The organism is Polaromonas sp. (genome assembly GCF_043778355.1).
Lineage (GTDB): Bacteria > Pseudomonadota > Gammaproteobacteria > Burkholderiales > Burkholderiaceae_C > Polaromonas.
Genome location: NZ_JAYWHI010000020.1, coordinates 1 through 26,884, shown reverse-complemented (window position 1 = coordinate 26,884; position 26,884 = coordinate 1). Strand labels below are relative to the sequence as shown.

The 26,884-nt window shown below is 63.4% G+C and carries 25 protein-coding genes, 1 other RNA gene and 1 pseudogene; 8 read left to right on the top strand and 19 right to left on the bottom strand.

From position 1 onward, the window contains the following. The first annotated feature begins 19 nt into the window (after nucleotides 1-19). Nucleotides 20-973, top strand: a complete 954-nt coding sequence (locus ACH2CW_RS03395; protein ID WP_395055439.1) for a YgfZ/GcvT domain-containing protein — start codon at nucleotides 20-22, stop codon at nucleotides 971-973. Nucleotides 974-983: 10 nt separating this feature from the next. Further along, entirely contained in the window at nucleotides 984-1,787 is an 804-nt protein-coding gene (locus ACH2CW_RS03390; RefSeq protein ID WP_395055438.1) for an NRDE family protein, read from the top strand. 124 nt (nucleotides 1,788-1,911) lie between these two features. Here ACH2CW_RS03390 and ACH2CW_RS03385 read toward each other — a convergent pair whose 3' ends face one another. Then, on the bottom strand, nucleotides 1,912-2,778 hold the full coding sequence (locus ACH2CW_RS03385; protein WP_395055437.1) for a YbgC/FadM family acyl-CoA thioesterase: 867 nt from the start codon (nucleotides 2,776-2,778) through the stop codon (nucleotides 1,912-1,914). Between the two features lie 10 nt (nucleotides 2,779-2,788). Beyond that, on the bottom strand, nucleotides 2,789-3,745 hold the full coding sequence (locus tag ACH2CW_RS03380) for an alpha/beta hydrolase (protein WP_395055436.1): 957 nt from the start codon (nucleotides 3,743-3,745) through the stop codon (nucleotides 2,789-2,791). A 128-nt stretch (nucleotides 3,746-3,873) separates the two neighbouring features. On the opposite strand from ACH2CW_RS03380, the gene ACH2CW_RS03375 reads away from it, so the two are divergent. Next, nucleotides 3,874-5,010 carry an iron-containing alcohol dehydrogenase gene (locus tag ACH2CW_RS03375; protein WP_395055435.1) on the top strand — a complete coding sequence of 379 codons (1,137 nt, stop codon included), beginning with the start codon at nucleotides 3,874-3,876 and terminating at the stop codon, nucleotides 5,008-5,010. Nucleotides 5,011-5,096: 86 nt separating this feature from the next. On the opposite strand, the gene ACH2CW_RS03370 is transcribed toward ACH2CW_RS03375, so the two are convergent. From ACH2CW_RS03370 to ACH2CW_RS03325, 10 genes are all read right to left on the bottom strand, one after another. Continuing rightward, nucleotides 5,097-5,612, bottom strand: a complete 516-nt coding sequence (locus tag ACH2CW_RS03370; RefSeq protein WP_395055434.1) for a carboxymuconolactone decarboxylase family protein — start codon at nucleotides 5,610-5,612, stop codon at nucleotides 5,097-5,099. Nucleotides 5,613-5,635: 23 nt separating this feature from the next. Then, a complete protein-coding gene (locus tag ACH2CW_RS03365; protein ID WP_395055433.1) occupies nucleotides 5,636-6,436 on the bottom strand; it encodes an SDR family NAD(P)-dependent oxidoreductase in 801 nt (266 codons plus the stop codon). Nucleotides 6,437-6,601: 165 nt separating this feature from the next. Then, entirely contained in the window at nucleotides 6,602-7,402 is an 801-nt protein-coding gene (locus ACH2CW_RS03360; protein WP_395055432.1) for an SDR family oxidoreductase, read from the bottom strand. Between the two features lie 2 nt (nucleotides 7,403-7,404). Next, nucleotides 7,405-8,211, bottom strand: coding sequence for an SDR family NAD(P)-dependent oxidoreductase (locus tag ACH2CW_RS03355; RefSeq protein ID WP_395055431.1), 807 nt, complete (start codon nucleotides 8,209-8,211; stop codon nucleotides 7,405-7,407). A 161-nt stretch (nucleotides 8,212-8,372) separates the two neighbouring features. Beyond that, nucleotides 8,373-9,392, bottom strand: coding sequence for a Bug family tripartite tricarboxylate transporter substrate binding protein (locus tag ACH2CW_RS03350; protein ID WP_395055430.1), 1,020 nt, complete (start codon nucleotides 9,390-9,392; stop codon nucleotides 8,373-8,375). Between the two features lie 135 nt (nucleotides 9,393-9,527). Continuing rightward, nucleotides 9,528-10,406 carry a LysR family transcriptional regulator gene (locus ACH2CW_RS03345; protein ID WP_395055429.1) on the bottom strand — a complete coding sequence of 293 codons (879 nt, stop codon included), beginning with the start codon at nucleotides 10,404-10,406 and terminating at the stop codon, nucleotides 9,528-9,530. Nucleotides 10,407-10,484: 78 nt separating this feature from the next. Then, nucleotides 10,485-10,793 carry a hypothetical protein gene (locus ACH2CW_RS03340; protein ID WP_395055428.1) on the bottom strand — a complete coding sequence of 103 codons (309 nt, stop codon included), beginning with the start codon at nucleotides 10,791-10,793 and terminating at the stop codon, nucleotides 10,485-10,487. Nucleotides 10,794-10,795: 2 nt separating this feature from the next. Continuing rightward, nucleotides 10,796-11,824, bottom strand: a complete 1,029-nt coding sequence (locus tag ACH2CW_RS03335) for an adenylate/guanylate cyclase domain-containing protein (RefSeq protein ID WP_395055427.1) — start codon at nucleotides 11,822-11,824, stop codon at nucleotides 10,796-10,798. Nucleotides 11,825-11,972: 148 nt separating this feature from the next. After that, nucleotides 11,973-13,100 carry a phospholipase gene (locus tag ACH2CW_RS03330; RefSeq protein WP_395055426.1) on the bottom strand — a complete coding sequence of 376 codons (1,128 nt, stop codon included), beginning with the start codon at nucleotides 13,098-13,100 and terminating at the stop codon, nucleotides 11,973-11,975. Nucleotides 13,101-13,212: 112 nt separating this feature from the next. Further along, nucleotides 13,213-15,588, bottom strand: coding sequence for a Tex family protein (locus tag ACH2CW_RS03325; protein ID WP_395055425.1), 2,376 nt, complete (start codon nucleotides 15,586-15,588; stop codon nucleotides 13,213-13,215). 141 nt (nucleotides 15,589-15,729) lie between these two features. Here ACH2CW_RS03325 and ACH2CW_RS03320 point away from each other — a divergent pair. The 5 genes and pseudogenes from ACH2CW_RS03320 to ACH2CW_RS03300 all read left to right on the top strand — a co-directional run bounded on the left by ACH2CW_RS03320 (nucleotide 15,730) and on the right by ACH2CW_RS03300 (nucleotide 21,330). Continuing rightward, nucleotides 15,730-17,636, top strand: a pseudogene (locus ACH2CW_RS03320) (monovalent cation:proton antiporter-2 (CPA2) family protein). 100 nt (nucleotides 17,637-17,736) lie between these two features. Further along, on the top strand, nucleotides 17,737-18,255 hold the full coding sequence (locus tag ACH2CW_RS03315; protein ID WP_395055424.1) for a hypothetical protein: 519 nt from the start codon (nucleotides 17,737-17,739) through the stop codon (nucleotides 18,253-18,255). 232 nt (nucleotides 18,256-18,487) lie between these two features. Continuing rightward, nucleotides 18,488-19,249: a DUF1223 domain-containing protein gene (locus ACH2CW_RS03310; protein ID WP_395055423.1), complete on the top strand. Its 762-nt coding sequence runs from the start codon at nucleotides 18,488-18,490 to the stop codon at nucleotides 19,247-19,249. Between the two features lie 8 nt (nucleotides 19,250-19,257). Then, nucleotides 19,258-19,728: a DM13 domain-containing protein gene (locus ACH2CW_RS03305; protein ID WP_395055422.1), complete on the top strand. Its 471-nt coding sequence runs from the start codon at nucleotides 19,258-19,260 to the stop codon at nucleotides 19,726-19,728. A 117-nt stretch (nucleotides 19,729-19,845) separates the two neighbouring features. Continuing rightward, on the top strand, nucleotides 19,846-21,330 hold the full coding sequence (locus ACH2CW_RS03300; protein WP_395055421.1) for an MBL fold metallo-hydrolase: 1,485 nt from the start codon (nucleotides 19,846-19,848) through the stop codon (nucleotides 21,328-21,330). 15 nt (nucleotides 21,331-21,345) lie between these two features. On the opposite strand, the gene ACH2CW_RS03295 is transcribed toward ACH2CW_RS03300, so the two are convergent. The 7 genes from ACH2CW_RS03295 to ACH2CW_RS03265 form a co-directional block, all read right to left on the bottom strand. Next, nucleotides 21,346-21,726, bottom strand: coding sequence for a hypothetical protein (locus tag ACH2CW_RS03295; RefSeq protein ID WP_395055420.1), 381 nt, complete (start codon nucleotides 21,724-21,726; stop codon nucleotides 21,346-21,348). Next, nucleotides 21,723-22,040, bottom strand: a complete 318-nt coding sequence (locus ACH2CW_RS03290) for a hypothetical protein (protein WP_395055419.1) — start codon at nucleotides 22,038-22,040, stop codon at nucleotides 21,723-21,725. The genes ACH2CW_RS03295 and ACH2CW_RS03290 overlap by 4 nt, the downstream gene beginning before the upstream one ends. Before the next feature lie 94 nt (nucleotides 22,041-22,134). Further along, nucleotides 22,135-23,040 (bottom strand): SDR family oxidoreductase, encoded by a 906-nt coding sequence (locus tag ACH2CW_RS03285; protein WP_395055418.1) that lies wholly within the window; start codon nucleotides 23,038-23,040, stop codon nucleotides 22,135-22,137. A 33-nt stretch (nucleotides 23,041-23,073) separates the two neighbouring features. Further along, nucleotides 23,074-24,024 (bottom strand): glutathione S-transferase family protein, encoded by a 951-nt coding sequence (locus ACH2CW_RS03280; RefSeq protein WP_395055417.1) that lies wholly within the window; start codon nucleotides 24,022-24,024, stop codon nucleotides 23,074-23,076. A gap of 18 nt (nucleotides 24,025-24,042) precedes the next feature. Further along, complete coding sequence (locus tag ACH2CW_RS03275) at nucleotides 24,043-25,677, bottom strand: isovaleryl-CoA dehydrogenase (RefSeq protein ID WP_395055416.1); 1,635 nt, start codon at nucleotides 25,675-25,677, stop codon at nucleotides 24,043-24,045. Between the two features lie 10 nt (nucleotides 25,678-25,687). Next, nucleotides 25,688-25,760, bottom strand: a non-coding RNA gene (locus tag ACH2CW_RS03270) — sX9 sRNA. A 51-nt stretch (nucleotides 25,761-25,811) separates the two neighbouring features. Then, a complete protein-coding gene (locus ACH2CW_RS03265) occupies nucleotides 25,812-26,828 on the bottom strand; it encodes an NADP-dependent oxidoreductase (RefSeq protein ID WP_395055415.1) in 1,017 nt (338 codons plus the stop codon). Nucleotides 26,829-26,884 lie beyond the last annotated feature (56 nt).

Sequence of the window (26,884 nt, the reverse complement as noted above, 5' to 3'; positions counted from 1 at the left end):
GTCCATGATAATTCAGCTTATGTTGAGCACCTCCACTGATTTGCCTGTTGTTTCCACCTTGTCGGGGGTCACCGGATTGGGCCATCTCGGCGTGATCCGCGTCGCTGGCGAAGAAGCCGCGAAATTCCTGCAGGGCCAGTTGACCCAGGATGTGGCGCTGCTGGGGCTGTCCGAAGCACGGCTGGCGGCGTTTTGCAACGCCAAGGGCCGCATGCAGGCCAGTTTCATCGTTTTCAAACGCAGCCATGAGGAAATCCTGCTGGTCTGCAGCCAGGACATCCTGGCGGCCACGCTCAAGCGGCTGTCGATGTTTGTCATGCGCGCCAAAGCCAAACTCAGCGATGCCACGGCCGATTACGCCCTGTTCGGCCTGGCTGGAAGCGCTATTGAATCGATAGCTTCTGGGCCATATCCGGCATGGGCCAAGACCGATTTTGATGCTGCGAATGTGGTGTTTCTCTATCCCGGCAACGGCCAGCCGCGCGCGCTCTGGTGTGCACCCGCCGGCACACCCGTGCCTGCCGGCGAGGCCCTGCCGCTGGACCAGTGGCAGTGGCTGGAGGTTCAGTCCGGCATCGCGATGATTTCCCAGCCGATCTTCGAGGCCTTTGTGCCGCAGATGCTTAATTACGAATCGGTTGGCGGCGTGAATTTCAAAAAGGGTTGTTACCCCGGCCAGGAAATTGTGGCGCGCAGCCAGTTTCGCGGCACGCTCAAACGTCGGGCTTACCTGGCGCACACCGACGGCGAGCCCGCGGTCGGTCAGGACGTCTTTCACGCGCTGGATGCCGAGCAGCCCTGCGGCCTGGTGGCGGCCTGCGCGCCGCGCCCCGGCGGTGGTTTTGACGCCATCGTGTCCATGCAGACCTCGGCGGCGGCCGATGCCGATGGCGGACGTCTGACCCTGGGTAGCGCGGCCGGCCCGGCGCTTGTGCTTCTGCCCTTGCCGTATCCGCTGCTGGAAGACATCTAGGTCGTTCCTGATGTGTTTGATTGCTTTTGCGATTGGCGTATCAAAGCGCTGGCCGCTGGTCATCGCCGCCAACCGCGACGAATTCCTGGACCGCCCCACCCTGCCCCTGGCGCGCTGGGCAAGTGAGGCCGGCACCGAGATCATCTCGGGCCGCGACATCCGCGCTGGCGGCACCTGGATGGGCCTGACAGCGATGGGGCGTATCGCCATGCTGACCAATGTGCGTGGCCCGGCCTCGCTGACCGGCGAAAAATCGCGCGGCGAGCTGGTCACGCGCTGGCTGGAGAGCGATGTGGATGCGGCCAGTTTCATGGCGCAGATTCACGCTGAAGCCTATGGCGGCTTCAACCTGGTGCTCGGCGACGTCAACAGCGGCGCCTGGCACTGGCTCAGCAACAAGCCTGGGCCGGGACTCGAATCGCAGGCGCTGAAGCCTGGTGTTTACGGCCTGTCCAACGGCGCGCTCGACACCCCCTGGCCGAAAACGCAGGGCCTGAAAAAAGCACTGTATACAGCGCTGACGGCTTCCGATCAGGAGACGCTGGAGGCCGAAATGATGGCCGCGCTCAAAGACAGGCGGCGCGCCGACCGTGAAGACCTGCCCAACACCGGCGTGCCACTCGCGCTCGAAGAAGCCTTGTCGAGTGCGTTTGTGGATTTCCCCGAACATGGTTATGGCACGCGCTGCAGCACGGTGCTGGTGGCGTCCGGCGTTTCAGAGGGTTGGGATCTCTCAATACAGGAAGTGACCCATGCCCACCGCGAGGATGACAGGCCCGGCGTGCAAAACGTCCGGCTGTGCTGGCAGGCCTGATCAAGCGCTGCCTTTGGTTTGTCATTCCGGACCTGATCCGGAATCCAGGCTGTCTGGCTCACGAGACCTGGATTGCGGGTTCCCGGATCAAGTCCGGGACAGGCTCTGCCCGCAATGACACAAGTTAGCGCGGACCCAGCGCCCGCGCCATCTCGATGTGCGGAATCTCGACCTCGTCAAAAGGCTCGCCGCGCGGCGTAAAACCGAGCCGCGCATAAAACCCCTCGGCACTGCGCTGGGCGTGCAGCAGCACCTCGGTGTCGCCGCGCTTCTCAGCCTGCGCCACCAGGGCATTCAGCAGTTCGCGCCCCAGGCTGGAACCACGCAGCACACGGTTCACCGCCATGCGGCCGATTTTTGCACTGCCCGGCGCGTGTTTCAGCAGGCGGCCAGTGCCTATGGCCTGGCCGAGGCCGTTGTAGGCCACCGCATGCACGGCGGTTTTGTCGGCCTCGTCCCATTCCATCTCCACGGGGATGCCCTGCTCTTCTACAAAAACGGCGGTGCGGATGGCGCTGGCGTGTTCGCCAAGCTCTGACCACGAACCGGTCTTCACCGTGACCATGGGCTCACCCGCCTCGAAGCCGGTCAATATCTTGCGCAGGCCCTCGGGCACGGGCCGCGAGGTCTGGGTCGCCGGGTCAGCAAACACGTAGATCAGCTCGCAGGTAATCAGCAGCGCATCGCCGCGGAAAATGGCACCACTGAACACCATGGACGAGGTGCCGATACGCGAACACGTCAAACCGATATCGATCTGGTCGTCATACCGCGCCGAGCCGTGGTATTCGACCGAGGCCTTCTTCACATACAGGTCACCCCCGAGCGCATGCATGGCTTCCTCGTATGGCAGGGCCAGCGCGCGCCAGTAGTCGGCCACGGCGGTGTCGAAGTACATCAGGTAATGCGCGTTGAAGACGATTTTCTGCATGTCCACCTCGGCCCAACGCACCCGCAGCCGGTGGAAAAATCGGAAGTCCTGTCGTTTCATATCAGTGTCTCTACTTTGCAAAGGCGTTTCGCAGGGCGTGGGCCATGTGGGCATGGGCCTGCCGGGCTTCAACAATGACGCGGCCCATCTTGATGAACTCATGGGTCACGCCGCGGTAAATCTCAAGGTCCACAGCCACCCCGGCCAGGCGCAGTTTATCGGCATAGGCCACACCCTCATCGACCAGCGGGTCGCATTCGGCCAGGCCTATCCAGGCCGGCGCCACGCCATCGACATCGGGCGCGCTCAAAGGCGAAAAACGCCAGTCGTCCCGGTCCGCCGGGCTGCGCAAATACTGGCTGAAGAAAAACTCAATGTGCGAGGCCTCCAGCACAAAACCTTGGGCAAAGCGCCGGTGCGAGCTTGAATCCTGCTGTGGCGCGCAGCCGGGGTAAATCAGCAACTGCAGCTCCAGCGGCATGGCCATGTCGCGTGCCTGAATCGCGCAGGCCGCCGCCAGCGTGCCGCCGGCACTGTCGCCGCCGACCGCCAGGCGGGTAGTGTCCAGCCCGCGTTCATCGCCATGAAAAGACAACCAGGCCAGCGCATCCCAGGCGTCGTTGGCGGCCGTCGGAAATTTGTACTCGGGCGCCAGCCGGTAATCGACCGAGATCACCGCGCAGCCAGCCAGGTGAGCAAGCTGGCGGCACAAAATGTCATGCGAAGCCACGCTGCCAATCGTGAAACCACCACCATGAAAATACATCAGCACCGGCAGCTTGTCATGCGCCGGCGCGTACAGCCGCAGCGGTAGCGCAAAACCGTCGCGCGCCGGGATGGTGAAGTCCTCGACCCGTGCCAGCGGCGCCGGGGGAATCTCCAGCACCCCCGCGCCAGCCTCATACGCGGCGCGGGCCTGCTGCGGGTTCAGCGTGTGCAGCGGCGGCCGCGCGGCGCGCGCCATGCGCACCAGCACGTCGCGCATGGCGGGGGTGAGCAGCTCTTCGGCTTGGGCGGGATGGGTCATTAAATGAATAAATCTGGTGGCGCGGCTATCGCCAAAGTGACGATGATCGGGGTGGGCTTGTGGGTCAAGACGCCTCCTGCCTTTAAAGTAAAGTCATCGAATCGTACAACGCTACAAAGAGACAACCCATGGCCTTTATTTATTACGTGACCCAGATCCAGTTCGAGTACGGCGCGGTCAAGCTGCTCAAGCAAGAATGTGAAAGGGTTGGCATCACCAAACCGCTGATCGTCACCGACGCCGGCGTCAAGGCCGCTGGCGTACTGCAAAAAGCACTCGACGCCCTGCCCGGCCTGACGGTGGCCGTGTTTGACCAGACCCCGTCGAACCCGACCGAAGCTGCCGTGCGCGCCGCTGTTGCCGTCTACCACGCCAACAACTGCGACGGCCTGATTGCGGTTGGCGGCGGCTCGGCGATTGACTGCGCCAAGGGTGTCGCGATTGCCGCCACGCATGAAGGCCCGCTGACGACCTACGCCACCATCGAGGGCGGCTCACTCAAGATCACCGACCGCGTCGCGCCACTGATTGCCGTGCCGACGACCAGCGGCACTGGCAGCGAAGTCGCGCGCGGCGCCATCATCATCGTCGACGACCACCGCAAGTTGGGTTTTCACTCCTGGCACATCGTCCCCAAAACTGCCATCTGCGACCCCGAACTCACGCTGGGGCTGCCCCCCAAGCTGACGGCCGCCACCGGCATGGACGCGATTGCGCACTGCATGGAAACCTTCATGGCGCCGGCCTTCAACCCGCCAGCCGACGGCATTGCGCTGGACGGGCTGCAGCGCGGCTGGGCCAATATCGAGCGCGCCACCAAAGACGGCAGCGACCGCGAAGCCCGGCTCAACATGATGAGCGCCTCGATGCAGGGCGCGATGGCTTTCCAGAAAGGCCTGGGCTGTGTGCATTCGCTGAGCCACAGCCTGGGCGGCGTCGATCCGCGCCTGCACCACGGCTCACTCAACGCGATGTTTTTGCCGGCGGTGATCCGCTTCAATGCCAGCGCCGAGTCGATCCAGAAGGAAAAACGCCTGGAACGCATGGCCCACGCCATGGGCCTGTCCGCCGGCAGTGACGTCGCCGAAGCCGTGCGCGACATGAATGCCCGCCTCGGCCTGCCCACCGGCCTGGCAGCGATGGGCGTGACGCGGGATCAGTTTCCCGCCATCATCAAGGGCGCAATGGCCGACCACTGCCACAAGACCAATCCGCGGATTGCGACGGCGCAGGAGTACGAATCGATGCTGACCGATTCGCTGTAATTTCGCCAAGGAAAAGGCCCGCAGCCCATATCCCTGCTGGCCAGTCAGCTATCAAAAACAGAGCGCTGCGGGCGCTGGCCCAGTTTTCAGTGCCCCATCTCCAGCGCGACTAAAAACCGCGACACCATGTTGTAGGCGCCAACCGTGACCATCACGTCCACGGTCTGGCGTTCGTCGAGGTGGCTGCGCACCTTCTCGTACAACTCAGCCGGCACCTCGATGTTGCAAGTCATCACGTCGGTCAGGGTGATCAAGGTGTGTTCCAGATCGCTCAGGCCTTCGCCAAGTTTTTCCGGATCGCCCAAGGCATCGATTTTTTCCTGCGTGGCGCCGGCTTTCAGGGCGATCGGCACATGGGCTTCGTACTCATAGGTCGCGCGGTTCAGCACGGCGACGCGGATGATGACCAGTTCGCGCAAATCAGCTGGCAATGTGTTTTTGTTGCGCACTGCGGTCAGCAGTTGCTCCCAGCCGTGCGCCATGGGCGGGCTGTTGAGCAGCACCTGGTACAGCGGTGAGACGCGGCCGCGCTGAGCGGCGATGGTCGCCTCCTGTTCGGCCAGTTCAGGGCGGGTGCCGGGTTCAATCGGTGCGATACGCATGGGAAATCCTTGATAAATAAACGTCAGTCGCAGCGCACGGACATGCCGCCGTCCACCACCAGCTCGGCGCCGGTGATGAAACGCGCCTCGTCCGAGGCCAGGAACAATACCGCGTTGGCGGTGTCACGACCGTCGCCCATGAAAGGCAGCGGAATGCGCGCCTGGCGCTGTTTGAGAATCGCCTGTACGTCGCCGCCAGCGCGCTGTTTGGCCAGGCGCACATCAACCATGGGCGTGTAGAGCTGGCCGGGGATCACGGTGTTCACGCGTATGCCCTTGCCAGCGTACTGCACCGCTACAACACGCGAGAACTGGATCACGCCGGCCTTGGCCGCGGCGTACGCGACTTGCGGCGCCCCGGTCCAGCGCGTCGCGGAGGTCGAAGCCAGGTTCACGATCGCGCCCTGCCCGGCCTGCTCCATCAGCGGCAACACGTGTTTGCAGGTCAGAAACACACTTTTGAGGTTGCGGTCGATTTGTGAGGCCCAGACTTCTTCACTCATCTCGACCGGCCCACCGGCGGCCGAGCCGCCGACGTTGTTGACCAGGATGTCGATGGCGCCGAAACGCGCGACACAGGCCGCGACCGTCGCCTCTATGGATTCGCTGCGGGTCACGTCGCAGATGCCGGTTTCAATCTCGCCGCTAGCCTGGCGCGCCAGCGTGACGGTCTCTTCCATGCTTTCGGGATTCAGGTCCACCGCAAAAACACGCGCGCCCTCTTCGGCCAGCCGCACCGCGATGGCACGGCCATTGCCCCAGCCGGGGCCGACGGATCCGGCGCCGGTCACCAGCGCCACTTTGCCTTCAAGTCTCTTACTCATCGTTGATTCCATAAAAAGTTGACCGAGGGGTACTCACACACACCCATAAAAGCTGTCATCCCGGACTTGATCCGGGATCCAGGCCACACCAGTTCGCGCAGCATGGATGGCGGGTCCCCGGATCAGGTCCGGGACAGGCTCTGCCCGCAATGACAAAGGCAGGCCTCACACCACCATCGGGGTGTTGGCGCCGTCCATCGCCACGATGGCGCCGGTGACGTAGCTCGCGCGTGGCGAGGCCAGGAACACCGCCACGTTGGCAATTTCTTCGGGCTCGGCCGGACGTCCCAGTGGCAGCTTGTCGCCGGGCTTGCCCGGTGCGGGTCGGCCTTCGGAAGCTGCCAACCGGGATTCCGCGTCCAGCCGCGCCCGCAGCCGCTCGGTCAGCACCTGCCCGGGGTTCAGGGCATTGATGCGCACCCCTTTGCTGGCGTAGGCCGCGGCCAGGCCGGCGCTGACCAGCATCAGTGCGGCATTGGCGGCACCGCCAGCCAGGTGTGTGGGGTTGGCCACCTTGCCGCCTGCGCCGACGATGTTGATGATGACGCCGCTGCCGCGCTGGCCCATGCGTTTGACCAGCGGGTCCATCATGTGGATGTAGGTGAAGTACTTGGCCTGCATCGCATCGTGCCAGGCCTGCGGCTGCAAATCAGCCGGTGCTGTGCGTTTGGCCGCACCGGCGCAGTTGACCAGGATATCCACCGGCCCGTGCGCCGCTTCGGCCGCGTCGAGCGCGCCCTGGGCGGCCGCCGCGTCCTGCAGGTCGGCCGCGAAATAAGCGATGCGCCAGGTGGCTTCAGGCAAGGCCTCCTGCAGGCCGCCTGCGGCAGCTTTCAAAGCCTCTTCGCTGCGCGAGACCAGGCTGACACGTGCGCCCTCCTGCAGAAAACCCAGCGCGCAGGCATAACCGATGCCCTTGCTGGCGCCGGTGACCAGCACATGTTTGCCGGCGAGCTGCAAGTCCATTTTTATCCTCGTTTGACCAGCAGGCCGCCGTCCACCGGGATCAGCACGCCCGTGATGTACTGCGCCTCGTCGGAGGCCAGGAAAACCGCGGTATTCGCCACGTCCCAGGCCGTGCCCATGCGTTGCATCGGTACCAGCGCCTCGCGCTCCGCACGCACGACCTCGCGCGAGACACCTCGTTCCTTCGCACGGCGCTCAATGGCCATCGGTGTGTCGATCAGGCCCGGCAGGATGGCGTTGGCGCGCACGCCGAAGGGCGCGTTTTCCATCGCGATGTGTTGGGTCAGGGTGTTGACCGCGCCCTTGCTGGTCTTGTAGGTCAACGTCGGCCGCGCAGCCATCGACGACGTCGAGGAGATGTTGATGATGGCGCCGGACTTCTGGGCAATCATGTGCGGCAGCACGTGTTTGCAGGTCATGAACATGCCCTTGAGGTTCATCGCCATGATCGCGTCCCAGACCGAAACTTCCAGGTCCACGGTTTTCTTGTCGCCGCGCGACTGGCCCACGTTGTTGTGCAAGATGTCGATGCGGCCATAACGTGCCACACAGGTGTCGGCGATCTTCTTGCACTCGTCCTCCTGCGTGATGTCGGCCACCAGGATGGAAGTCTGGCCACCATAAGCCGCCAGTGCATTGCAGGTTTCCTGGGCCCAGGCTTCGTTGATGTCCACCAGCAGCAGGGTCGCGCCTTCCTGCGCAAAACGCTCTGCGGTGGCGCGGCCGTTGCCCACGGTGTCGCCGGGCTGCTGGCCCGCGCCGACGATGATGGCGACCTTACCGGCGAGCCGGCCTTTGCTTGATGTCATTGCTGCTGTCTTTCGAAATAGGGATACGGGTACGCGTGGTCGGGCCGTCAATCGCCGTTCGGGTTGAGCCTCCCGGCAGGCTCAGGACAGGCCCCGTCGAAACCCTTCGATGAGTTCAGGGCGAACGGAGACAGGGACCGGTGCGAACGCAGAGACGCCAATCAGTCGATGGTGACCTTGCCTTCGACCACGACCTTGCGCCAGCGGGCTTCTTCGGAGCGCACATAGGTCGCCAGCTCCTGCGGCGTGCCGACGGCGGCGACCAGCCCCTCGCTCTCGACGCGGGTGCGGAACACCGGCGCTTCGGTTGCCTTGCGTACGGCGGCATTGAGTTTGGCCACCACGTCGGGCGGCGTGCCGCCGCTGGCGAATACCGCATACCAGACGTCGGCCTCGTAACCTGGCAGGCCGGACTCCGCCATGGTCGGCACCAGTGGCCACTGCGGCGAACGTGCGGTTGAGGTGACGGCAATCGCGCGCATCTTGCCGGATTCGACAAACTTGCCGACGCCAGCAGCCGTGGCGAACACGAAGTCGATCTGGCCGCCCAGCAGGTCGGTATAGGCCGGGCCGGCGCCGCGATACGGCACGTGGGTCAGGTCCACCTTGCCCATCATCTTGAACAACTCGCCGGCCAGGTGCACAGCCGTGCCGTTGCCCGACGATCCGTAGGTCAGCTTGCCCGGATTGGCGCGCGCCGCGGCCACCACGTCCTTGATGGTTTTATAGGGGCTGTCGGCGCGTGTGACCAGCATGTTGGGGCCGCGGCCGACCAGCGCCACATTGGTAAAGGACTTGTCGGTGCTGTAAGGCAGGTTTTTCACCAGGCTGGTGTTGATCGCATGCGCCGAGGTGGTCAACAACAGCGTGTAGCCGTCGCCGGGCGCCTTGGCAACCATGTCGGAGCCAATGACGGTGCCGCCACCCGGTTTATTCTCGACAATCACCGGCTGGCCCAGTTCTTTGGCCATGCCTTCCGCCAGCGTGCGGGCCACCAGGTCGGTGCCGCCGCCCGCTGTGAAGGGCGCGACGATGCGGATGGTGCGGGTCGGGAAAACTTGCGCCGACGCACTGGCGGGCGCCAGAACCATCAAGGCCGGCAATGCGAAGCTGGCCAGGCTGGCCAAACTGCTTATGGCCAGCAGAACGCGGCGACGGGCGCCGGTGTGCAGGGTGTTCATGTCTTTGTCTCCGTTGGAATACCGCGCGAAACAGCTCACCCGGCTGAGACCCAGTCTAGACCTCCAAAAGACTGCAGCTATGAATTTTGGGAAAAGCTTTGTTTCCCGGTCTACACACCCGCCCAGGACAAAAACTTACACAGCCAGCAAGTGCGCCAGTAGCGCGCCGGCTTGAGGCGACAACGCATCGACGTCGCGCACACACACATAGAGCTGGCGCGCTGCCCAGGGATCGGTCAGCGGCAACACCACCAGGCCGAGCCGCGCCTCGTAGTTGCGTGCAATGCCCTCCGGCATGATTGCCAGGCCCATGCCCTCACGCACCATGGCGCAACGCGCCTCCGGGTTCGACACCTGGGCCCGCACCCGCAGCGGCCGTGAGATGGTTGCGCCGGCCAGCGTCAGGAACTCGTCCAGGCTGTGTCGCGGGAAGTTGCCAAGAAAGTCGTGGTCCAGCGCTTCGTCGAGCCGCAGGCTGCTGTGGTGCGACAGCGGGTGTCCGACCGGCACCACCAGCCCCAGACGGTCGGTGCGGTAGGGCATGGACACCACGCCCGAAGACGGATGTTCGGCATGGTAGATGCCGATGTCGGCTTGTCCGTCGGCCACCATGCGCGGCACGTCATAGCTGAAGGCCTCGACCAGGTCCACACGCGCGGCTGGCACCTTGCGTGCAAAGGCGCTGATATCCGTCGGCAAAAACTGCAGCACGGTCGAGGAATTGGCCACCAGGCGGATGTTGGGCACGCCGCTGCTGGCAAAAGCTGCCAGCGATTGCCGGGCCTGCGCCACGTTGCGCAGGATGGCCTTGGCCTGCTGGTACAGCATCGCACCGGCCGGTGTCGGCTCGACGCCGCGGCCGTGGCGGCGCAGCAAGGTGGTGCCAAGCCGGCGCTCCAGTTCGGAGATGCGTTTGCTCGCGGCCGAGGTCACAAGGTGCACGCGTTCGGCAGCGCGCGAGAGGCTTTTCTCCTCGATGGCGGCAATCAGGATTTCAAGGGAAGACAGGTCCATGACAGATTATTGCCCTTGTGTGTGATCGCGCCGGATGCGCCGGCGGCAAGACGCGCCTGCCGCCGCAGACGGTTTGGATTAAAAATTCTTGACCGTTTTCTTGCGTAGCGATTCTGGCAGGCTCAGACTCGCCGGATCCCAGCCTTCAATTTCAAGAACGCGGGTCAGGCATTGCTCCATGAGTTCATGGGACTGCGCAGCGGCCGCCGCAATTGCTTCGTGCACCAGCCGGTCGTTGGCTGTGTCGTTGGCGCAGTTCATCTGGTAGTCATACAGCTCGCGCAATTCAAACAAGGCGCGGCATACCTGTGCCGGGCACGCGCACTGGTAAATGAGGGACTGGTCGATGACTTTGCTGAGTTGCGCGGCGCTGTATTTTTCTTGCATGATTAAGTTCCAGTGGCAGTAACGGTCGTTTCCGGTGAGGGGTTCAGGGCGACACAATCGACGCCTGCATCAAAGCCGCGAATGGACACGCGTCCGATCGCCCGTGTGACGGGATGGCTGAAGCGGGCTGCGGCGTAGGCCTGTTGGGTCGCGATCACCTCGCGTGCATTGGCCATGTTGCAAAGCCGGGCGGCCAGGTGCACGCTGGCGCCGATCACATCGTATTGCTGCTTCTGCCCTGCCCTGCCGGAGTCGCCGACCAGGCCGGCCATGATCAGGCCGCCGGCCACGCCAATCCCGTAGGGAAAAATCTGCTGGCAGCTGTTGCCCGCCAGTTCCACCGCACAACGCAGCGCCAGATAGGATTTTCCCATCCCGCGAAAAACGGCCAGCACGCCATCGCCAGTGAACTTGATAACAGACCCCTCGTAGTCGCGCACCAGTTTGGCCTGAATGCTCAGGGTCTGATTGAGCTGACTGAAGAACTCGCGCGGAGGCATGTGGGTGATCATTTCGGAAGAGCGGCGAATGTCGGTAAACAGTACGGTGCCCTCAAAAATTTCGACCTCGTCGGTGGCGTTCCGGTCTATGGCAGTCAGCGCCTCCTCGGGCAACAGGTTTTCCAGAAGAGCGGCCTTGACTTCCATGGCGCGGCTGGCTTGCTTGCCCTGGACCAGATCGCCCAGTGCTGCCCGGAAACGCTGCGTCAAATAGGGTTTTTCCAGAATGACGTCCAGCGCGCCGCTGTCCCGGCTCCAGCTGCGCAGGCGCTTGATGGCCGGCCCTGCCGACGCGATAGCCAGGATGGCGGTGTGCGGCGCGATCAACCTGATCAGCCCACAGCTTTCCAGGCTGTCGGGACGATCAAAGTGGTAGTTGAAAATGACGATGTCGGGCGTGTTTCCCGCTACCGCCTGGGCCAGCCCGGAAGCATCGGCAATATGCGTGACCTGGCTGAAGCCCTGGGCCTGAACGTCGGCCATCAGCAGAGCGGCCGTGGCCGGATCGGGGTCCATTACCAACATGTGCATGGTGTTCGTGCTTGCTTTGGACTTGGGGTCTGGACGGTAGGGGCTGGCTGCGCCTGGTGCTGATACCCGGCGACGTTAGCACAGGGCCTGAGGCCATGCTTGTGGTGCCGACTCTGGCCTGCCCAGGGTCTGAGCGCCCTGCCACGACTCACAGCCGGTGCAACTGCCCCATATCCGGCTTCACCAGCCATTCCTGCAACTCATCGGCCAGTTGCGCACTGGCCGTGACCGCCGTGCGCCAGGCTTTCATGCGGCCGGCCAGGTCGGTGCCGTAACGCATGAAGTCGTTGCGGTCCGGCAGCTTGCCGTTGGGCAGGGTTTTGACCCAGGCCGGGTCGGGCGCCAGCAGCACCATGTTGTCGAGGAAGTGGGTTGCGCCGTGGCGCCACTTCAGGCCTTTGTCGAGCCAGCCGGGCACCACGGCTTTCTGGAAGTGCGGGTACAGCACCAAACCTCCCATTTTCGAATCATTCTGGCCTCCAGCCCATGTCCCGTCTGCATGAGCCGCTATTAATTCAGAAGCGTAGTTGAGGTGCAGGTGGTAGTCGGTGATGCCGCCGTCCCAGTAGGCGCCGGGCGGTGCGCCGGGAATGTCGTGCACCGAGCGCAGCATGAAGGGGATCGAGCAACTGGCCTGCAGCGCCGGGTTGAAGTTGGCTTCGCTCAAGTGCACCTGGCGTGTGCGGTAGTCGCTGGTGGCAAAAGGCAGCGGCGCCTGCTGGCTGGAAAAAACCACACGTTCCAGCCATGCGCCCATGGCCTTGCGGTGCACGGTGTTGGTCAAAAACGCGCCGAAATACCCAAGCGGCGTGCGCAGGCCGTGTTCGCGGCCCAGCAGGTGCCGCCCGCGTGACGTGACGATATGCAGGCGGTAACGCGGGTGCTGCAGCACCTCCTGCACGCGGCCGCCATAAAACGTCGCCAGGCTCTGGCCAAACTGTTCGCTGACCCGGTGGGCGCTGGGCCGCTTCTGGCCGGGCTCGGGCGCAAATACCTGCGCGATGTAGTCGTCTTCCAGTCGCTGGAAAGCTTCGACCGGGTTGGCCAGGCAAGCCGTCGCCATGCGCCATGCGCCAATCGACGCGCCGACCAGATGCACCGGCTGCTCGGTCGCGGCCAGCCACTCGCCAAAAATGAATCGGTCCAGCGGGCCCAGCACCAGGCCCTTGGGCCCGCCGGCTGCGCCCGGCACCACCCGCACGTGCTGCGGCTGCAGACCGTGGTCGGCGATGTGTTGGCGCGCGGTGGGGCCGGCGTAGATGCGGAGGGCTGGCACGTTCGGATTTTCGTTTGCTATGGTTTTGGTAGCTACTTGCGCCCACTGGTCATGGGCTGAGGGCGTATTTGACTACAAAACATGAACGAAAGGTGTCGGCAGGGAGACTGCGCTATTTCTTGAGCCCGGCCAGCTTGCTGAAGGCCGACTCCATCGCGGTCGAGGTCGCCGGCTGCGGCGCGCGGTTCTGCCCACCGCCGTATTGGCCACTGCGGTTCGGGTTCTGTCCCGGCCGCGCGCCTTCAAACCGGTTGTCGCGCGGTTCATCGCGGCGCGCCGGGGCGGCGTCCAGTTTCATGGTCAGGGCGATACGTTTGCGCGCCACGTCGACTTCGGTCACGCGCACCTTGACGATGTCACCGGTCTTGACGACTTCACGCGCGTCGGTGACGAACTTGTTGGACAACTGGCTCACATGCACCAGGCCGTCCTGGTGCACACCGATGTCGATGAAGGCGCCGAAAGCAGCCACGTTGCTGACCGTGCCTTCCAGGGTCATGCCGGGTTGAAGGTCCTTGATGTCTTCGACGCCGTCGTTAAAACGCGCGACCTTGAAGTCGGGGCGCGGGTCGCGCCCGGGCTTTTCGAGCTCGGCGATGATGTCTTTCACCGTGATCACACCGAACTGCTCGTTGGCAAACAGCTCGGGTTTCAGCGTCTTGAGCATGTCGGCGCGGCCCATCAGTTCGGCCACCGGTTTGCCGGTGTGCGCCATGATTTTTTCAACCACTGGGTAGGTTTCGGGGTGCACACCGGTCATGTCCAGCGGGTTGCTGCCTGCGGCCTGGCTGCGCAGGCGCAAAAAACCGGCGCTCTGCTCAAAGGTCTTGGCACCCAGGCCGCTGACTTTCAGCAGATCGGACCTGGAGGCAAACGCGCCGTTGGCATCACGCCAGCGCACCACGGCTTTGGCAACCGTGTTGCTCAGGCCCGAAACGCGGGCGAGCAGCGGCACACTGGCAGTGTTCAGGTCGACGCCGACGCTGTTGACGCAGTCCTCGACCACGGTGTCCAGGCTGCGCATCAAATCGCTCTGATTCACATCGTGCTGGTACTGGCCGACGCCAATCGATTTCGGGTCAATCTTGACCAGTTCAGCCAGCGGGTCCTGCAGGCGGCGCGCAATACTCGCGGCGCCGCGCAGGCTCACGTCCACATCGGGCATTTCCTGGCTGGCAAATTCGCTGGCCGAATACACCGAGGCGCCAGCTTCGCTCACCACAACTTTTTCAATCACCTGTTCGGCTTTCGCCATGCCCTTGATCAAGTCGGCGGCCAGTTTGTCGGTCTCGCGGCTGGCCGTTCCGTTACCGATGGCAATCAGGTTCACGCCGTGTTTCTCACACAGTTTGGCCAGGGTGTGCAGCGAGCCGTCCCAGTCCTTGCGCGGCTCGTGCGGGTAGACCGTCGAGGTTTCGACCAGCTTGCCAGTGGCATCCACCACCGCGACCTTGACGCCGGTGCGTATGCCGGGGTCCAGGCCCATCACCACGCGCGGGCCGGCCGGCGCGGCCAGCAGCAGGTCGCGCAGGTTGTCGGCAAACACCTTGATGGCGACTTTTTCGGCCTCTTCACGCAGGCGGCTGAACAGGTCGCGTTCTATCGACAGGCTCAGCTTGACCTTCCAGGTCCAGGCCACACATTTGCGCAGCAGATCGTCGGCCGCCCTGCCCTTGTGGCTCCAGCCGAGGTGAATGGCGATTTTTCCTTCCGCGATGCTCGGTTTGCCGGGCTCTGGTACTTCGGGCAGCAGCAGCTTGGCGTCAAGGATTTCGAGCCCACGACCACGGAATACCGCCAGTGCGCGGTGTGAAGGCACGCGGCCAATCGGCTCGTCGTAGTCGAAGTAGTCGCGAAACTTGCTGTTGTCGATGTTGTTTTCATCCTTGCCGGCAACCAGTTTGGACGACAGCAGCCCGTCGCTCCATAGCCACTGGCGCAGCATTTGCAACAGCGCCGCATCTTCGGCCCAGCGTTCGCTCAGGATGTCGCGCACGCCGTCGAGCACCGCCTGCACCGTGGTGAAGTCGTCGCCGCTTTCCATTTTTTCAGCCTTGACGAAGGCAATCGCCTCGTCCACCGGCACCAGCGACGGGTCAGCAAACAGCTTGTCGGCAAGCGGCTCGATGCCGGCTTCACGCGCCATCTGGCCTTTGGTGCGGCGTTTCCGCTTGAAGGGCAGGTACAGGTCTTCCAACTCCTGCTTGGTCGGCGCGGCGGCAATCGCGGCGGCGAGTTCGGGTGTGAGTTTGCCCTGTTCATCAATGCTTTTGAGCACAGCATCGCGGCGCTCCTCCAGTTCGCGCAGGTAACCGAGCCGGAATTCGAGTTCGCGCAACTGAATGTCATCCAGCCCGCCGGTGACTTCCTTGCGGTAACGCGCAATAAACGGCACGGTGGCGCCGCCGTCGAGCAACTCCACGGCGGTTTTGACCTGGTGCTCCTGGACCTTGATTTCTGCGGCGATCTGGCGAATGATTTTTTGCATGGATTGGATGGAATGCGCGGGGAGAAAGGGGGCGAGTTTGCCACATGCGGCTGCACCGGCAGGCGCCCAAACTCCGCTACCATGTTCATCTCCCCGCCCCAATCTTTCGCTCTCCTCCATCCAGCAGCACACAGGACATTCATGGCAGTCGAACAAGGCAGTGAACTCGTCAAAGTGGTGGTTTTGCTGGGCGCCGGCGTGCTGGCTGTGCCGCTGTTCAAGCGCCTGGGCCTGGGGTCAGTGCTTGGCTACCTGGCGGCCGGTCTCGCCATCGGCCCTTTCGGCTTGGGCTTTTTCACCGAAGCCGCCACCATCCTGCATGTGGCCGAACTCGGCGTGGTGATGTTCCTGTTTGTGATCGGCCTGGAGATGCAGCCGACACGGCTGTGGAAGCTGCGCCGAGAGATTTTCGGCCTCGGCCTGCTGCAGGTCGAGGCCGAAAATCTCTCGGCCTCGGCCTGCTGCAGGTCGCGGTTTGCGGCGCGCTGCTGACGGGGGTCGGCGTGGTCGCCGGGCTCAAGCCGCCAGTGGCCTTTATCGCGGCCATGGGTTTTGTGTTGTCGTCCACCGCCATCGTGATGCAACTGCTCGACGAACGCGGCGACACCTCGACACCGCGCGGCCAGCGCATGGTCTCCATCCTGTTGCTGGAAGACCTGGCCATCGTGCCGCTGCTGGCCATCGTCGCCTTCATGGCGCCGGACACCGCCGATGGCGTCTCGCGCTGGGTCACGATCGGCGCGGCGCTGGCTGCCATCATCGGCCTGGTGGCAGTCAGCCGCTGGCTGCTCAACCCGCTGTTTCGCATTCTGGCCAAGGCCCATGCGCGCGAGGTCATGACGGCCGCCGCGCTGCTGGTGGTGCTGGGCTCGGCGCTGGCCATGCAATGGGGCGGGCTGTCGATGGCCATGGGCGCCTTTGCCGCCGGTGTGATGCTGTCAGAGTCGACCTTTCGGCACCAACTGGAGGCCGACATCGAGCCCTTCCGCGGCATTTTGCTGGGCCTGTTTTTCATGGGTGTGGGCATGTCGCTGGACATCCCGCTGGTGCTGGCCGACTGGCCGCTGATTCTCGGCGGTGTGCTGGCCTACATGTTTTTCAAGAGCGTCGGCATTTACGCGGTGGCGCGTGTCACCAAATCCAGCCACGGCGACGCACTGCAGCGCACGGTGTTGATGGCCCAAGGCGGCGAGTTTGCCTTTGTGCTGTATTCGGCCGCCGCAGCGGCCGGCATAGTTGCGGCCAGCGTCAATGCTGTCTTGACCGCAGCCATCATCATCTCGATGGCGCTGACGCCGCTGGCGGTGTTTGCGCTGCGCTGGGTCATGCCGGCAGAGGCCGGGCCCGACCTGGACGGCATTGAAAGCATCGAGGAGGCGCGCGAGATCAAGGGCAGCGTGCTGATCATCGGTTTCGGCCGTTTCGGCCAGATCGCCAGCCAGGCACTGCTGGCGCGCGGCATCGACATCGCATTGATTGAAAACGACACCGACATGATCCGCAGTGCGGCGCAGTTCGGCTTCAAGGTCTACTACGGCGACGGCACCCGCATGGACGTGCTGCATGCCAGCGGCGCCGCGCAGGCGCGGGCCATCCTGGTCTGCGTGGACAAGAAAGAGGCCACCACGCGTATCGTCGAGTTGGCCAGGCACGAATTCCCGCTGACCCCCCTCTTGGCGCGCTCCTACGACCGCCAGCACGCCATCGAGCTGATTCGCCATGGGGTGGACTACCAGATGCGCGAAACCTTCGAGTCAGCCATGGCCTTCAGCAGCGCCGCCTTGCGCCAGCTCGGTGTCGCCGATGCGGAGGTGCTGGAGATCGCCGACGACATCCGTCGCCGCGATGCGGAACGCCTGCAACTGCAACTGGCCGGTGACATTCAGAGCGGCATCAATCTGATGCACGGCGGGCGATGGACACCGGCGCCGCTGACCCGGCCAAAAAAGGCAGGTACCGCCTTGAACGAGGAGGCTGCCGATGCAATGGACAAAGCGCCGCCGCCCCCGCGCTCACCGCCGGACCCGCGGGCGCCCGGCCCAGGCTGAGCGACCGCTCTCTGGCGGCGCCGATTCAGGCCTTTTTCCTACAGACAGCGGCAGCCCTGCCGCAGGAAGATGGTGGCTTCTATTTTCAGGAGTTCCGAGCATGCGTACCCGAACCATTGTGTTGATCGTTGCCATTGCACTGATGGCCGGTTTTGCCGCGCTGAACATGGACGAATTCACCCGCCCCGCTCTGCTGAGCCTGGGTTTCACCACCGTACAGGCGCCGCTGGGCCTGGTTCTGCTGGTGATCCTGGCAGCAGCGCTGCTGCTGTTTCTGGCGACCACCCTGTATATCCAGAGCACCCATTTGATCGAAACACGCCAGACCGCGCGGGAGTTACAGGCCCAGCGCGAACTGGCCGACAAGGCCGAGGCCTCACGGTTTACCGAGCTGCGCAGCTACCTGGAAGCACAAGCCGTCGCCGCCAATCAGCGTGAAACCGCCCATGCCACCGTGCTGACCGAACGGCTGGCACAAACCCAGCAAGCCATCGCCACAAAAATCGACCAGTCCGGCAACACGCTGGCGGCCTACATTGGCGAGCTGGAAGACCGGCTGGAAAGCCGTGACGGTGTACGCCGCACAGCAGTGCGCACTGATACACCGCCGCTCATTTAGGTAGCGGAAGCGCTAAACAAGTCCCCTGCGGCGTTCCATCATCCGGGCTCAGGCGGTCTGCTGCGTTGAATTTCTTGCCAATAGTCAACTATTGGCGGCGAAATTCGCCTTGCACCCCATCCCGATCCGGCTGCCGCACATCCGCTAAAACTTATCCAGCGCTTCCTTGCGGCCGTAAGAAGCTGCCTGCTGGCGCGACCAACCGGAATCACCGATTAAAAGGACTCCGGACATGGTCACATTTGCTCCTAAATTCATAGCTGCCTGCGCTTTATCAGCATGGGCTACCGCCTCATTTGGCATACAAAACCAGTGCGCAGCCAGTTCCGGGCCGCTGGTCACGCCGGTGCTGGAGCTGTACACCTCCGAGGGCTGCAGCTCTTGCCCACCGGCCGACAAGTGGGCCTCGTCGTTCAAGGGCAAAGACCTCGTGGTGCAGGCTTTTCATGTGGGCTACTGGGACTACATTGGCTGGGTCGACCGTTTTGCCGCGCCGGCCTACACCCTCCGGCAACGCGAAGTTGCCGTCAACAACCGCCTGCGCAACATCTACACCCCGCAGGTGGTGGTCAATGGCCGCGACTGGCCGCAATGGGGCAATGCCGAATCGCGCATCGTGGGCACACGTGAAGCCGCGCGAACCCACATCAGCATCCAGCGGCTGGCCAACGACCAGTTTGAGGCGACCGTTACACCCGCAGCCGCCTCCGGCGCTGCGCAGGCCTGGGCGGCCTACTGGACGGTGACCGAACACGGCCACAACTCGAAAGTCAAGGCCGGTGAAAACGCTGGCGAATTTTTGAAACACGACTTTGTGGTGCGTCAATACACCCAGGCCGGCGAGTACAAAAGCCCCGACGCCACGCCGAAAAAATTGGGCTTTCGCAGCATCGCCGCAACGCCTGGCCATGAGCGCCAGATCAATTTGGTGGTGTTCGAGCCGCAAAGCGGTAAAACCCTGCAGGCACTGAGCCTGCAATGCAAGGCCGGCTAGGCGCAGCGATGAAAAAATCACTGTTGCTGCTGATTTCTCACTTGGTGGTGCTGATTTCCGGTTTTGTGCTTGGCGTCTACCTGCTGCCGATCCTGACCGCGCCTGCACCCCCGTCAGTCGCCATCGTTCAGGCGATTGCGGGCCAATCGGATTTTCGCGGCCAGTTTCGACGTGACCTCGCCGGCAGTGACCTGCTGCATTGGGGGGAAGGCGAAATTTCTGTCGGCAAACAAACCATTGCGCTGATCGGCAAGGTCTCGCCCGGCCCGGATTACAAGCTCTACCTGGTGCCGGAGTTTGTAGAAAACGAAGCGCAGTTCCTCAAGGTCAAGGCCCGCTCCGCGCGGCTCGGCGATATCAAGACCTTTGAGAACTTCATCGTGCCCGTGCCTGCGGGTGTGGATGTGACGCAGTACACCACGGTCCTGGTCTGGTGCGAGACCTTCTCGGAATTCATCTCGGCCGCAAAGTACCGCTAAGCGGTCCCCCCCCGGAAGTTTCCGCGCAAATCATGGTGTATCTCAGGGTAAAGCCGATGCGCCCGGACGTGGAGCGGGGCTAATCTCTGGCGCTGGCATCACCCTGATCGGATCCTCATGAGCACCTTCGCGCGACTTCCATCTTCCTGGGCCACCGGCCTCGCCGCAAGCAGCCTGCTTGTTCTTGCAGGTTGCGCCGCCTGGGCGCCGCCCGACCCGGTGGCCGTGATCCAGCGCGCCGAAACGGCCATGGGCGGTGGTGCGGCCCTCAACACCTTGCGTTATGCCGGCAGTGGCACCGGCGCCACCTTTGGCCAGGCCTACCAGCCAGGTAGCTCCTGGCCAAAAATCACCGTCAGCAGTTTCTCGCGGCTGGTGGACTACCGCAACAGCGCCTTGCGCCAGGACGCCGCGGTGTCCCGCGCAGAGCCGGCCGGCGGTGGCGCCCTGCCCTTGATGGGCCTGGGGGAGCAGCGCAGCACCGGCATGTTGCAGGGCGCCTGGGCCTGGAACATGGTGGGGCCAGCGCCCGTGGCGTCGCCGGTGGCGCTGGACACCCGCATCCACGATCTCTGGACCACCCCGCATGGCGTGCTCAAGGCAGCGCTCAAAAACAAGGCCACGGCCGGCACGCGAACGGTAGACGGCAAGACGTACACCACCCTCACTTTCGCCGAGCCAGGCCGCTTTGAGGCCACCGCCTACGTCAATGCAGAACATCTGGTGGAGCGCATTGACTCGCGCCAACCCCATCCTGTGATGGGCGACACCGACTCTGTCATTGTTTTTTCGGCTTACAAGGACCATGCGGGGGTCAAGTTCCCCGGCCGCATCCGGCAAACCATGGGCGGCTCGGACATCCTGGACCTGCAGGTCAGCGAGGTGCAGGTCAACCCGGCCAGCGATCTGGTCGCGCCCGAGCTGGTGCGCCAGTTTGCCGAACGCGTCGTTGCCGAGAAGGCTGCTGATGGTGTGTGGCACCTCGCTGGTGGCTCACACAACAGTGTGCTGATTGAAATGAAAGACCACGCCATGCTGGTCGAGGCGCCGCTGTACGACGGGCGTTCGGCAGCCGTACTGGCCGAAGTGCGCAAACTGGTGCCCGGCAAACCGCTGCGTTACGTCGTCAACTCGCACCATCACTTTGACCATGCAGGAGGCCTGCGCACGGCGGTGGCCGAGGGCGCGACGCTGATCACCAGCGCCAACGCCAAGACCTGGTGGGACAAAACCATGGCGAATGCCAACCGCATCCGGCCCGACGCCCTGGCGCGCTCGGGGCGCACAGCCAGTGTGGAAGGTATCAGCGGAAAACGCGTGCTGAACGACGGCAGCCGCACCGTGGAGATTTTTGAGATCCAGGGCAGCGTGCATGCCCAGGGATTTCTGATGGTGTACCTGCCTGCCGAAAAAATCCTGATTGAGGCCGACGCCTACACCCCGCTACCGCCCAACACGCCTGCGCCGGCCCTGCCCAATGCCAACCATGTGAATCTGGTGCAGAACATCGAGCAGAACAAGCTCGTCGTTGAGCGCATTCTGCCGCTGCACGGCCGCATCGTGGCGCTGGGCGATTTGTTGACTGCCGTGGGCCGCAAGTAGCGTGCCGGAGGGGTCTTACGACTTGGGCTGCTCCTGCACGCTTCTGCCCACGAGATAACCCGCCAGTGTGCCGAGCAGTCCGGTCACTGGCGCGATTTGTTGGCTGTCATAGCCGGCAACCACCAGAAACACCGCCAGCACAATGATGGTGAGCATGCCAAACAGGCGCAGCACCAGCCCGGCGGCAATGCCATGGCGCAACGCCCAGGTGGCAAGCCCCATCACCAAAAGGCCAAACAGCAAAATCGACGCGCTGATCGTCATCGCATCGGTCACTGACCACCAGGGTATTTTGCCCGGTGTCGCACTGGCTGCGGCTTGCTCGGTCATTGCGGTCCGGGCCGCCGCCAGGCTGGCGGTTTGCGCCTGAAGCTGCTCGGCAATGGTCTGGCTCATCGTGCGCCTACCTTGCTGGCAAGCTTGACGGCGGCTTCCAGCTCTCCAATGCGTCTGGTCTGCAGCGCCACGGTTTTCTCAAGCTCGTCAATCAATGCAGTTTGCTTGCTGCAGGAAGACCAGGCGCCTGGATAGCCAGCCGCGGCCGGGACGCTGGCAGTGACATTGCCGGAATGCAGGCCGGGCACGGAGTCAACGCTTTCGAGTTTCTTTTTGGCGAAGCCGGAGGGGCCGCTGGCCTGGGCCAGCGCCTGGCCGGTGCTGGCCAGTACCAGCCATGCAAAAACCGTCCGCAGACGAATAAAGGATTTCATGAACACCTCCACGGCAACATTGCGGGAGGGAAAGAATAGACCCGCTGCATCTGCCCCGCATCCCCCAATTGGAGGATGGGCAGACGCTGCGGGTTCAAACCTCGCGCAAGGCTTTTTTGAGTTCCACGCCGAGCTCGGGCTTGTGCGCAAACGGGCTGGTCGGGTTGCGCGCCTGCAAGATGTCTTCCAGCCGCGTCTGCACCGAACCAATCGCTTTCGGGTGGCTGTAGATGTAGAACTGGTTGGCGGCGATCGCGTCAAACACCTTCTGCGCCACATCAGCCGCCGTGACCTTGCCGGAGCCCACAGCCTTGTCGCTCATGGCCTGACCGATCAACTGGCTGCGCGTCGGTTTAGCCGCCTCCAGTTCGCCAGGACGGTTGCGATGACTCTGGCTGATACCCGTAGGCACAAAGAAGGGGCATAACACCGAGGCGCTGATCTGGTCGGTGACCAGGGCCAGGTCCTGGTACAGGGTCTCGCTCATGCTGACCACCGCATGTTTGCTGACGTTGTAAATGCCCATGTTGGGCGCGTTCAGCAGGCCGGCCATGCTGGCGGTGTTGACGATGTGGCCCTGCCAGGCCGGGTCTTTTTTGGCGGCGTCAAGCATCATGGGTGTGAAAACACGCACGCCATGGGCCACGCCCATCAGATTGACACCGATGACCCATTCCCAGTCTTTCAGGGTGTTTTCCCAGATCAGGCCACCGGCCCCGACGCCGGCGTTGTTGAAGACAACATGCGGCGCACCGAAACGCGCCAACACAGCCGCACCCAAGGCCTCTACCTCTGCGGCTTTGGACACATCGAGCCGGAACGGCAGCACCTGTGCGCCCGTCGCTGATATTTCTGCCACGGCCCTGTCGAGCGCATCTTGCTGCACATCGGCCAGCACCAGATTCATGCCGAGTCGCGCGCCAATACGTGCGCATTCCAGGCCAAAGCCTGAGCCTGCGCCGGTGAGAACGGCGGTTTTACCTTTGAAGTCCGTGATCATCTCTAGTCCTTGCTGGTTCAGTGGTCGAAAGCCTCAGGCCTCCGCTTTTTTGAGCACATAGCCAATGCGCGGGAAGTGCACGTGCAACTTGCCGGCGCGCTCATCGCGGCGGCTCAAGGTGTAGTGTGTGCGGGTTGCAGCGATCAGTTCGCCCTCGGTCGGCTCAGGGCCAAAACTTTCGGCCGTGATGGTGACGCGGCTGCCCAGCGCAATGCCGTGTTCGTCCTGGAAGGTGCTGTCACGCAGCAGGCCGTGACCCACTGCCATGGGCTCAGTCGCAGCGGCTTCGGCAATCGCCTGGGCTGCACTGAATTTTTCCATGGTGCCACTGCCGATGGCGGCCATGCGGTCCATCCACTCCAGTACCGCCGGCGTGTGCGCCAGAATGTCGGCAACCACGGGTGTTCGCACTTTCGTAAACCACAGCGGATGGTAGGCTGAAAAGTCGGCGATACATGGCGCCTGACCCAGCAGGAAAGGCTGCTCGTCCAGCATGTCAGACAGGCGTCGCAAATATGATTTGTACGACGCAGCAGCGTCTTGTGGACGCATGCGTGGGATGCCGATGCGCATGGCCTTGCGATCCTCGGCGAAAGCCTGGGCAGCTTCGGGTGGCGCACCGGCAAACATGTGGGCCGCACCTTTCGGACCCAGGTTGTGCGCCATCGCGGTCCAGAACAAGGTCTCGTCGGCCCATTGGGCCAGGGTGCGCGCCAGCCCCTTGCCCGGCTCCGGGTAAAGCGTCGGTGCGGGTTGCAGATGTTCCAGCACGTCACAGATCAGCGCGCTGTCGCAGTAGATGTCTGCGCCGACCTGCATAAACGGCGTCTTGCGGTAACCGCCGGTCAGGGCCTGCACATCGGGCTTGGGCATGATGGCGGGTATGACCACCGACTTCCAGGCGAGCTTTTTGTAGCCGAGGATCAGGCGGACTTTTTCCGAGAACGGCGAGTTGGGGTAGTGATGAAGAATCAGATCGGCCATGGCTTGTCTCCTTGATATTTATTGCGGCATGGCGCGCTGGAGCAGCGCGTCAACGTCGATCCCGGCGCCCAGCGTGCCAAAAACCTGGCCCCAGTTGCCGGCCAGGCGTGAATCGCAGAACGCGCCGAACACGGCTGCGGGTGCGGTCTGGTACAGCAGCGCTGCCTGAACGGCGAGTGCCACGTCCTGCGCCAGGCGGCGCGCTTCCATCTCGGTCGCCATCTCTTCGACACGGCTTGGCAAGGCGGCCGCCAGGCGATCCAGCGCCTCGTGCGCGCCTTTGGCCGGCGCCAGTTCGTGCGCCAGCGCAGCCGCGGCATCGCCCTTGCGCAAGGCGCGCAGCAGGTCCAGCGCCATGATGTTGCCAGCGCCTTCCCAGATCGAGTTGAGCGGCATCTCGCGGTAAATGCGGGCCATGATGCCTTCGCCGCCCTCTTCCACATAACCGTTGCCGCCCAGGCATTCCATGGCTTCCTGCGCAAAATGGCTGCCACGTTTGCATATCCAGAACTTGGCCACCGGCGTCAGCAGGCGCGCCATGGCCTGCTCGTGCGGGTCGGTGTTGTGGTCGAAAGCGCGTGCCAGCCGCAGGGCCAGCGCGGTGGCGGCTTCGGATTCGAGGGCCAGGTCGGCCAGCACATTGCGCATCAAGGCTTGCGCCATCAGCGGCTTGCCAAACGCCTGGCGCTGGGCGCAGTGGTTCAGCGCAATGCTCAGCGACTGCCGCATCAGGCCACTGGTGCCCAAGGCGCAATCGAGCCGGGTCAGGGTGCCCATCTCCAGGATTTGCGGAATGCCACGCCCTTCTTCGCCGACCAGCCAGGCGCTGGCATTGTCAAATTCGACTTCAGAACTCGCATTGGCCTTGTTGCCCAGTTTGTCTTTGAGGCGCTGGATGCGGATGGCGTTGAGCGTTCCGTCGGGCAAGATACGCGGCAGGAAAAAGCAACTGAGCCCGGCTGGCGCCTGCGCCAGCACCAGAAAGGCGTCGCACATGGGCGCCGAAAAAAACCATTTGTGGCCGGTCAGTCGAAAGCGCTGGCCCCAGGCATCGTTGCCATTTGCCGTGGCCTGTGTCGTATTGGCCCGCACGTCGGAGCCGCCCTGCTTTTCGGTCATGCCCATGCCCATGGTCACGCCGGATTTTTCAGAAAACAGTTTCAGTGCCGGGTCGTAGGCGCGGCTGGTGAGTTTGGGCGCCCAGTCGGCATGGATGGCGGCATTGCTGCGCAGCGCCGGTGTGACCGCATAGGTCATCGAGATCGGGCAGAGTGTCGAGGGCTCAAGCTCGGTGAACAGCATGAAGCCAGCGGCTCTCAGGACGTGCGGTGAGGTGCTTTGGTCGGCCCACGGGGAGCCGTGCAGACCCGCGCTGACGGACAGTTTCATCAGCGCGTGGTAACTCGGGTGAAACTCCACCTGATCCACGCGGCGGCCAAAGCGGTCGTGGCTGTGTAATTGCGGCGTGTGGGTATTGGCCAGACGCGCGTGGGTCTGCATCTCCGGGCTGCCCAGCTTTGCACCCAGTGCCGACAGCTCGGCGGTCATCAGCGACGGCGCGTTGAATGTCAGTGCATCGCGAAGCGGACGGTTGGTCTCGAACAGGTTGTAGTCGACCAGCGGCGCCGGCTGGTTGAAGACGTCGTGGGTCATGTCTGTCTCCTTTTGACGGCGTAGCGAGCGGTTATCAGGCGAGGCGGACGGCGCACAGGAACCGGAACGTACTTCAGGTACGTGAGGATTTCGAGCACCGCCCAACGACGCATGGTGGCCGCGCAGTAGCCGTGCTAGATCAGCTTGACCAGCTGCTTGCCGAAGTTCTTGCCCTTCAGCAACCCCAGGAATGCTTCAGGTGCAGCAGCGATGCCTTGCGCAACGGTCTCACGCGGCTTGAGTTTGCCGGTACCGACCAGCGTACCCAGCTCCTTAAGCGCTTCCGGCCAGACGTCCATGTGTTCGCTGACGATAAAACCCTGAATTTTCAGGCGGTTCGTCAGGATCAGTTGCGGATAACTCATGGGCAGCGGCTGGCCATCGTACCCGGCGATCATGCCGCACAGCGCGATCTTTCCGAAAGCGTTCATGCGGCTCAGCACGGCGTCCAGAATCATGCCGCCGACGTTTTCAAAATAACCGTCGATGCCGTCCGGGCAGGCGTCCTTGAGCGCTTTCGACAGCGAGGCGGCGTCCTTGTGCTGCTTGTAGTCGATGCAGGCATCGAAGCCGAGTTCATCGACCGCGTAGGTGCATTTGTCCGGACCACCGGCGATGCCAACCGCGCGGCAGCCGCGCGCCTTGGCCAGGGCGCCGAAGGCACTGCCGACCGCGCCGGTGGCGGCGCTGACCACCACGGTCTGGCCGGCTTTGGGTTCAATGATCTTCACCAGGCCATACCAGGCAGTCACGCCGGGCATGCCGACGGCACCCAGGTAGTGCGACAGCGGCACATGGGTGGTGTCCACCTTGCGCAGCGCGCCGGGCTGGTTCGCGTCCACCACACTGTATTCCTGCCAGCCGCCCATGCCGACCACCTTGTCGCCAACCGCGAACTTCGGGTTCTTCGACTCGACCACCTCCCCGGCCGTGCCGCCGCCCATGACCTGGCCCAGCGCCTGCGGCTGGGCATAACTCTTGGCGTCGTTCATGCGGCCGCGCATGTAGGGGTCCAGGCTCATGAAATGGTGGCGCACCAGCACCTGGCCGTCTTGCAGCGCCGATGTGTCGCTGCTGACAAGCTTGAAGTTGCTGGCGACGGCTTCGCCTGCGGGACGGTTGTCGAGAAGGATTTGCTGGTTGCTTGGCATGATAGATTCCAATCAGTGTGGTTAAAAATACTATAATTTTAATAGCTACTTGCGCC

Bases quoted from the DNA above. Each gene is read 5' to 3' on its own strand.
- ACH2CW_RS03375 (WP_395055435.1), top strand. From the start codon at position 3,874: ATGGCCTTTATTTATTACGTGACCCAGATCCAGTTCGAGTACGGCGCG.
- ACH2CW_RS03280 (WP_395055417.1), bottom strand. From the start codon at position 24,024: ATGGCCGATCTGATTCTTCATCACTACCCCAACTCGCCGTTCTCGGAA.
- ACH2CW_RS03300 (WP_395055421.1), top strand. From the start codon at position 19,846: ATGAGCACCTTCGCGCGACTTCCATCTTCCTGGGCCACCGGCCTCGCC.
- ACH2CW_RS03265 (WP_395055415.1), bottom strand. From the start codon at position 26,828: ATGCCAAGCAACCAGCAAATCCTTCTCGACAACCGTCCCGCAGGCGAA.
- ACH2CW_RS03345 (WP_395055429.1), bottom strand. From the start codon at position 10,406: ATGGACCTGTCTTCCCTTGAAATCCTGATTGCCGCCATCGAGGAGAAA.
- ACH2CW_RS03285 (WP_395055418.1), bottom strand. From the start codon at position 23,040: ATGATCACGGACTTCAAAGGTAAAACCGCCGTTCTCACCGGCGCAGGC.
- ACH2CW_RS03295 (WP_395055420.1), bottom strand. From the start codon at position 21,726: ATGAGCCAGACCATTGCCGAGCAGCTTCAGGCGCAAACCGCCAGCCTG.
- ACH2CW_RS03360 (WP_395055432.1), bottom strand. From the start codon at position 7,402: ATGGACTTGCAGCTCGCCGGCAAACATGTGCTGGTCACCGGCGCCAGC.
- ACH2CW_RS03305 (WP_395055422.1), top strand. From the start codon at position 19,258: ATGAAAAAATCACTGTTGCTGCTGATTTCTCACTTGGTGGTGCTGATT.
- ACH2CW_RS03350 (WP_395055430.1), bottom strand. From the start codon at position 9,392: ATGAACACCCTGCACACCGGCGCCCGTCGCCGCGTTCTGCTGGCCATA.
- ACH2CW_RS03325 (WP_395055425.1), bottom strand. From the start codon at position 15,588: ATGCAAAAAATCATTCGCCAGATCGCCGCAGAAATCAAGGTCCAGGAG.
- ACH2CW_RS03355 (WP_395055431.1), bottom strand. From the start codon at position 8,211: ATGACATCAAGCAAAGGCCGGCTCGCCGGTAAGGTCGCCATCATCGTC.
- ACH2CW_RS03335 (WP_395055427.1), bottom strand. From the start codon at position 11,824: ATGCACATGTTGGTAATGGACCCCGATCCGGCCACGGCCGCTCTGCTG.
- ACH2CW_RS03390 (WP_395055438.1), top strand. From the start codon at position 984: ATGTGTTTGATTGCTTTTGCGATTGGCGTATCAAAGCGCTGGCCGCTG.
- ACH2CW_RS03370 (WP_395055434.1), bottom strand. From the start codon at position 5,612: ATGCGTATCGCACCGATTGAACCCGGCACCCGCCCTGAACTGGCCGAA.
- ACH2CW_RS03385 (WP_395055437.1), bottom strand. From the start codon at position 2,778: ATGAAACGACAGGACTTCCGATTTTTCCACCGGCTGCGGGTGCGTTGG.
- ACH2CW_RS03380 (WP_395055436.1), bottom strand. From the start codon at position 3,745: ATGACCCATCCCGCCCAAGCCGAAGAGCTGCTCACCCCCGCCATGCGC.
- ACH2CW_RS03315 (WP_395055424.1), top strand. From the start codon at position 17,737: ATGCGTACCCGAACCATTGTGTTGATCGTTGCCATTGCACTGATGGCC.
- ACH2CW_RS03290 (WP_395055419.1), bottom strand. From the start codon at position 22,040: ATGAAATCCTTTATTCGTCTGCGGACGGTTTTTGCATGGCTGGTACTG.
- ACH2CW_RS03365 (WP_395055433.1), bottom strand. From the start codon at position 6,436: ATGAGTAAGAGACTTGAAGGCAAAGTGGCGCTGGTGACCGGCGCCGGA.
- ACH2CW_RS03395 (WP_395055439.1), top strand. From the start codon at position 20: ATGTTGAGCACCTCCACTGATTTGCCTGTTGTTTCCACCTTGTCGGGG.
- ACH2CW_RS03310 (WP_395055423.1), top strand. From the start codon at position 18,488: ATGGTCACATTTGCTCCTAAATTCATAGCTGCCTGCGCTTTATCAGCA.
- ACH2CW_RS03340 (WP_395055428.1), bottom strand. From the start codon at position 10,793: ATGCAAGAAAAATACAGCGCCGCGCAACTCAGCAAAGTCATCGACCAG.
- ACH2CW_RS03275 (WP_395055416.1), bottom strand. From the start codon at position 25,677: ATGACCCACGACGTCTTCAACCAGCCGGCGCCGCTGGTCGACTACAAC.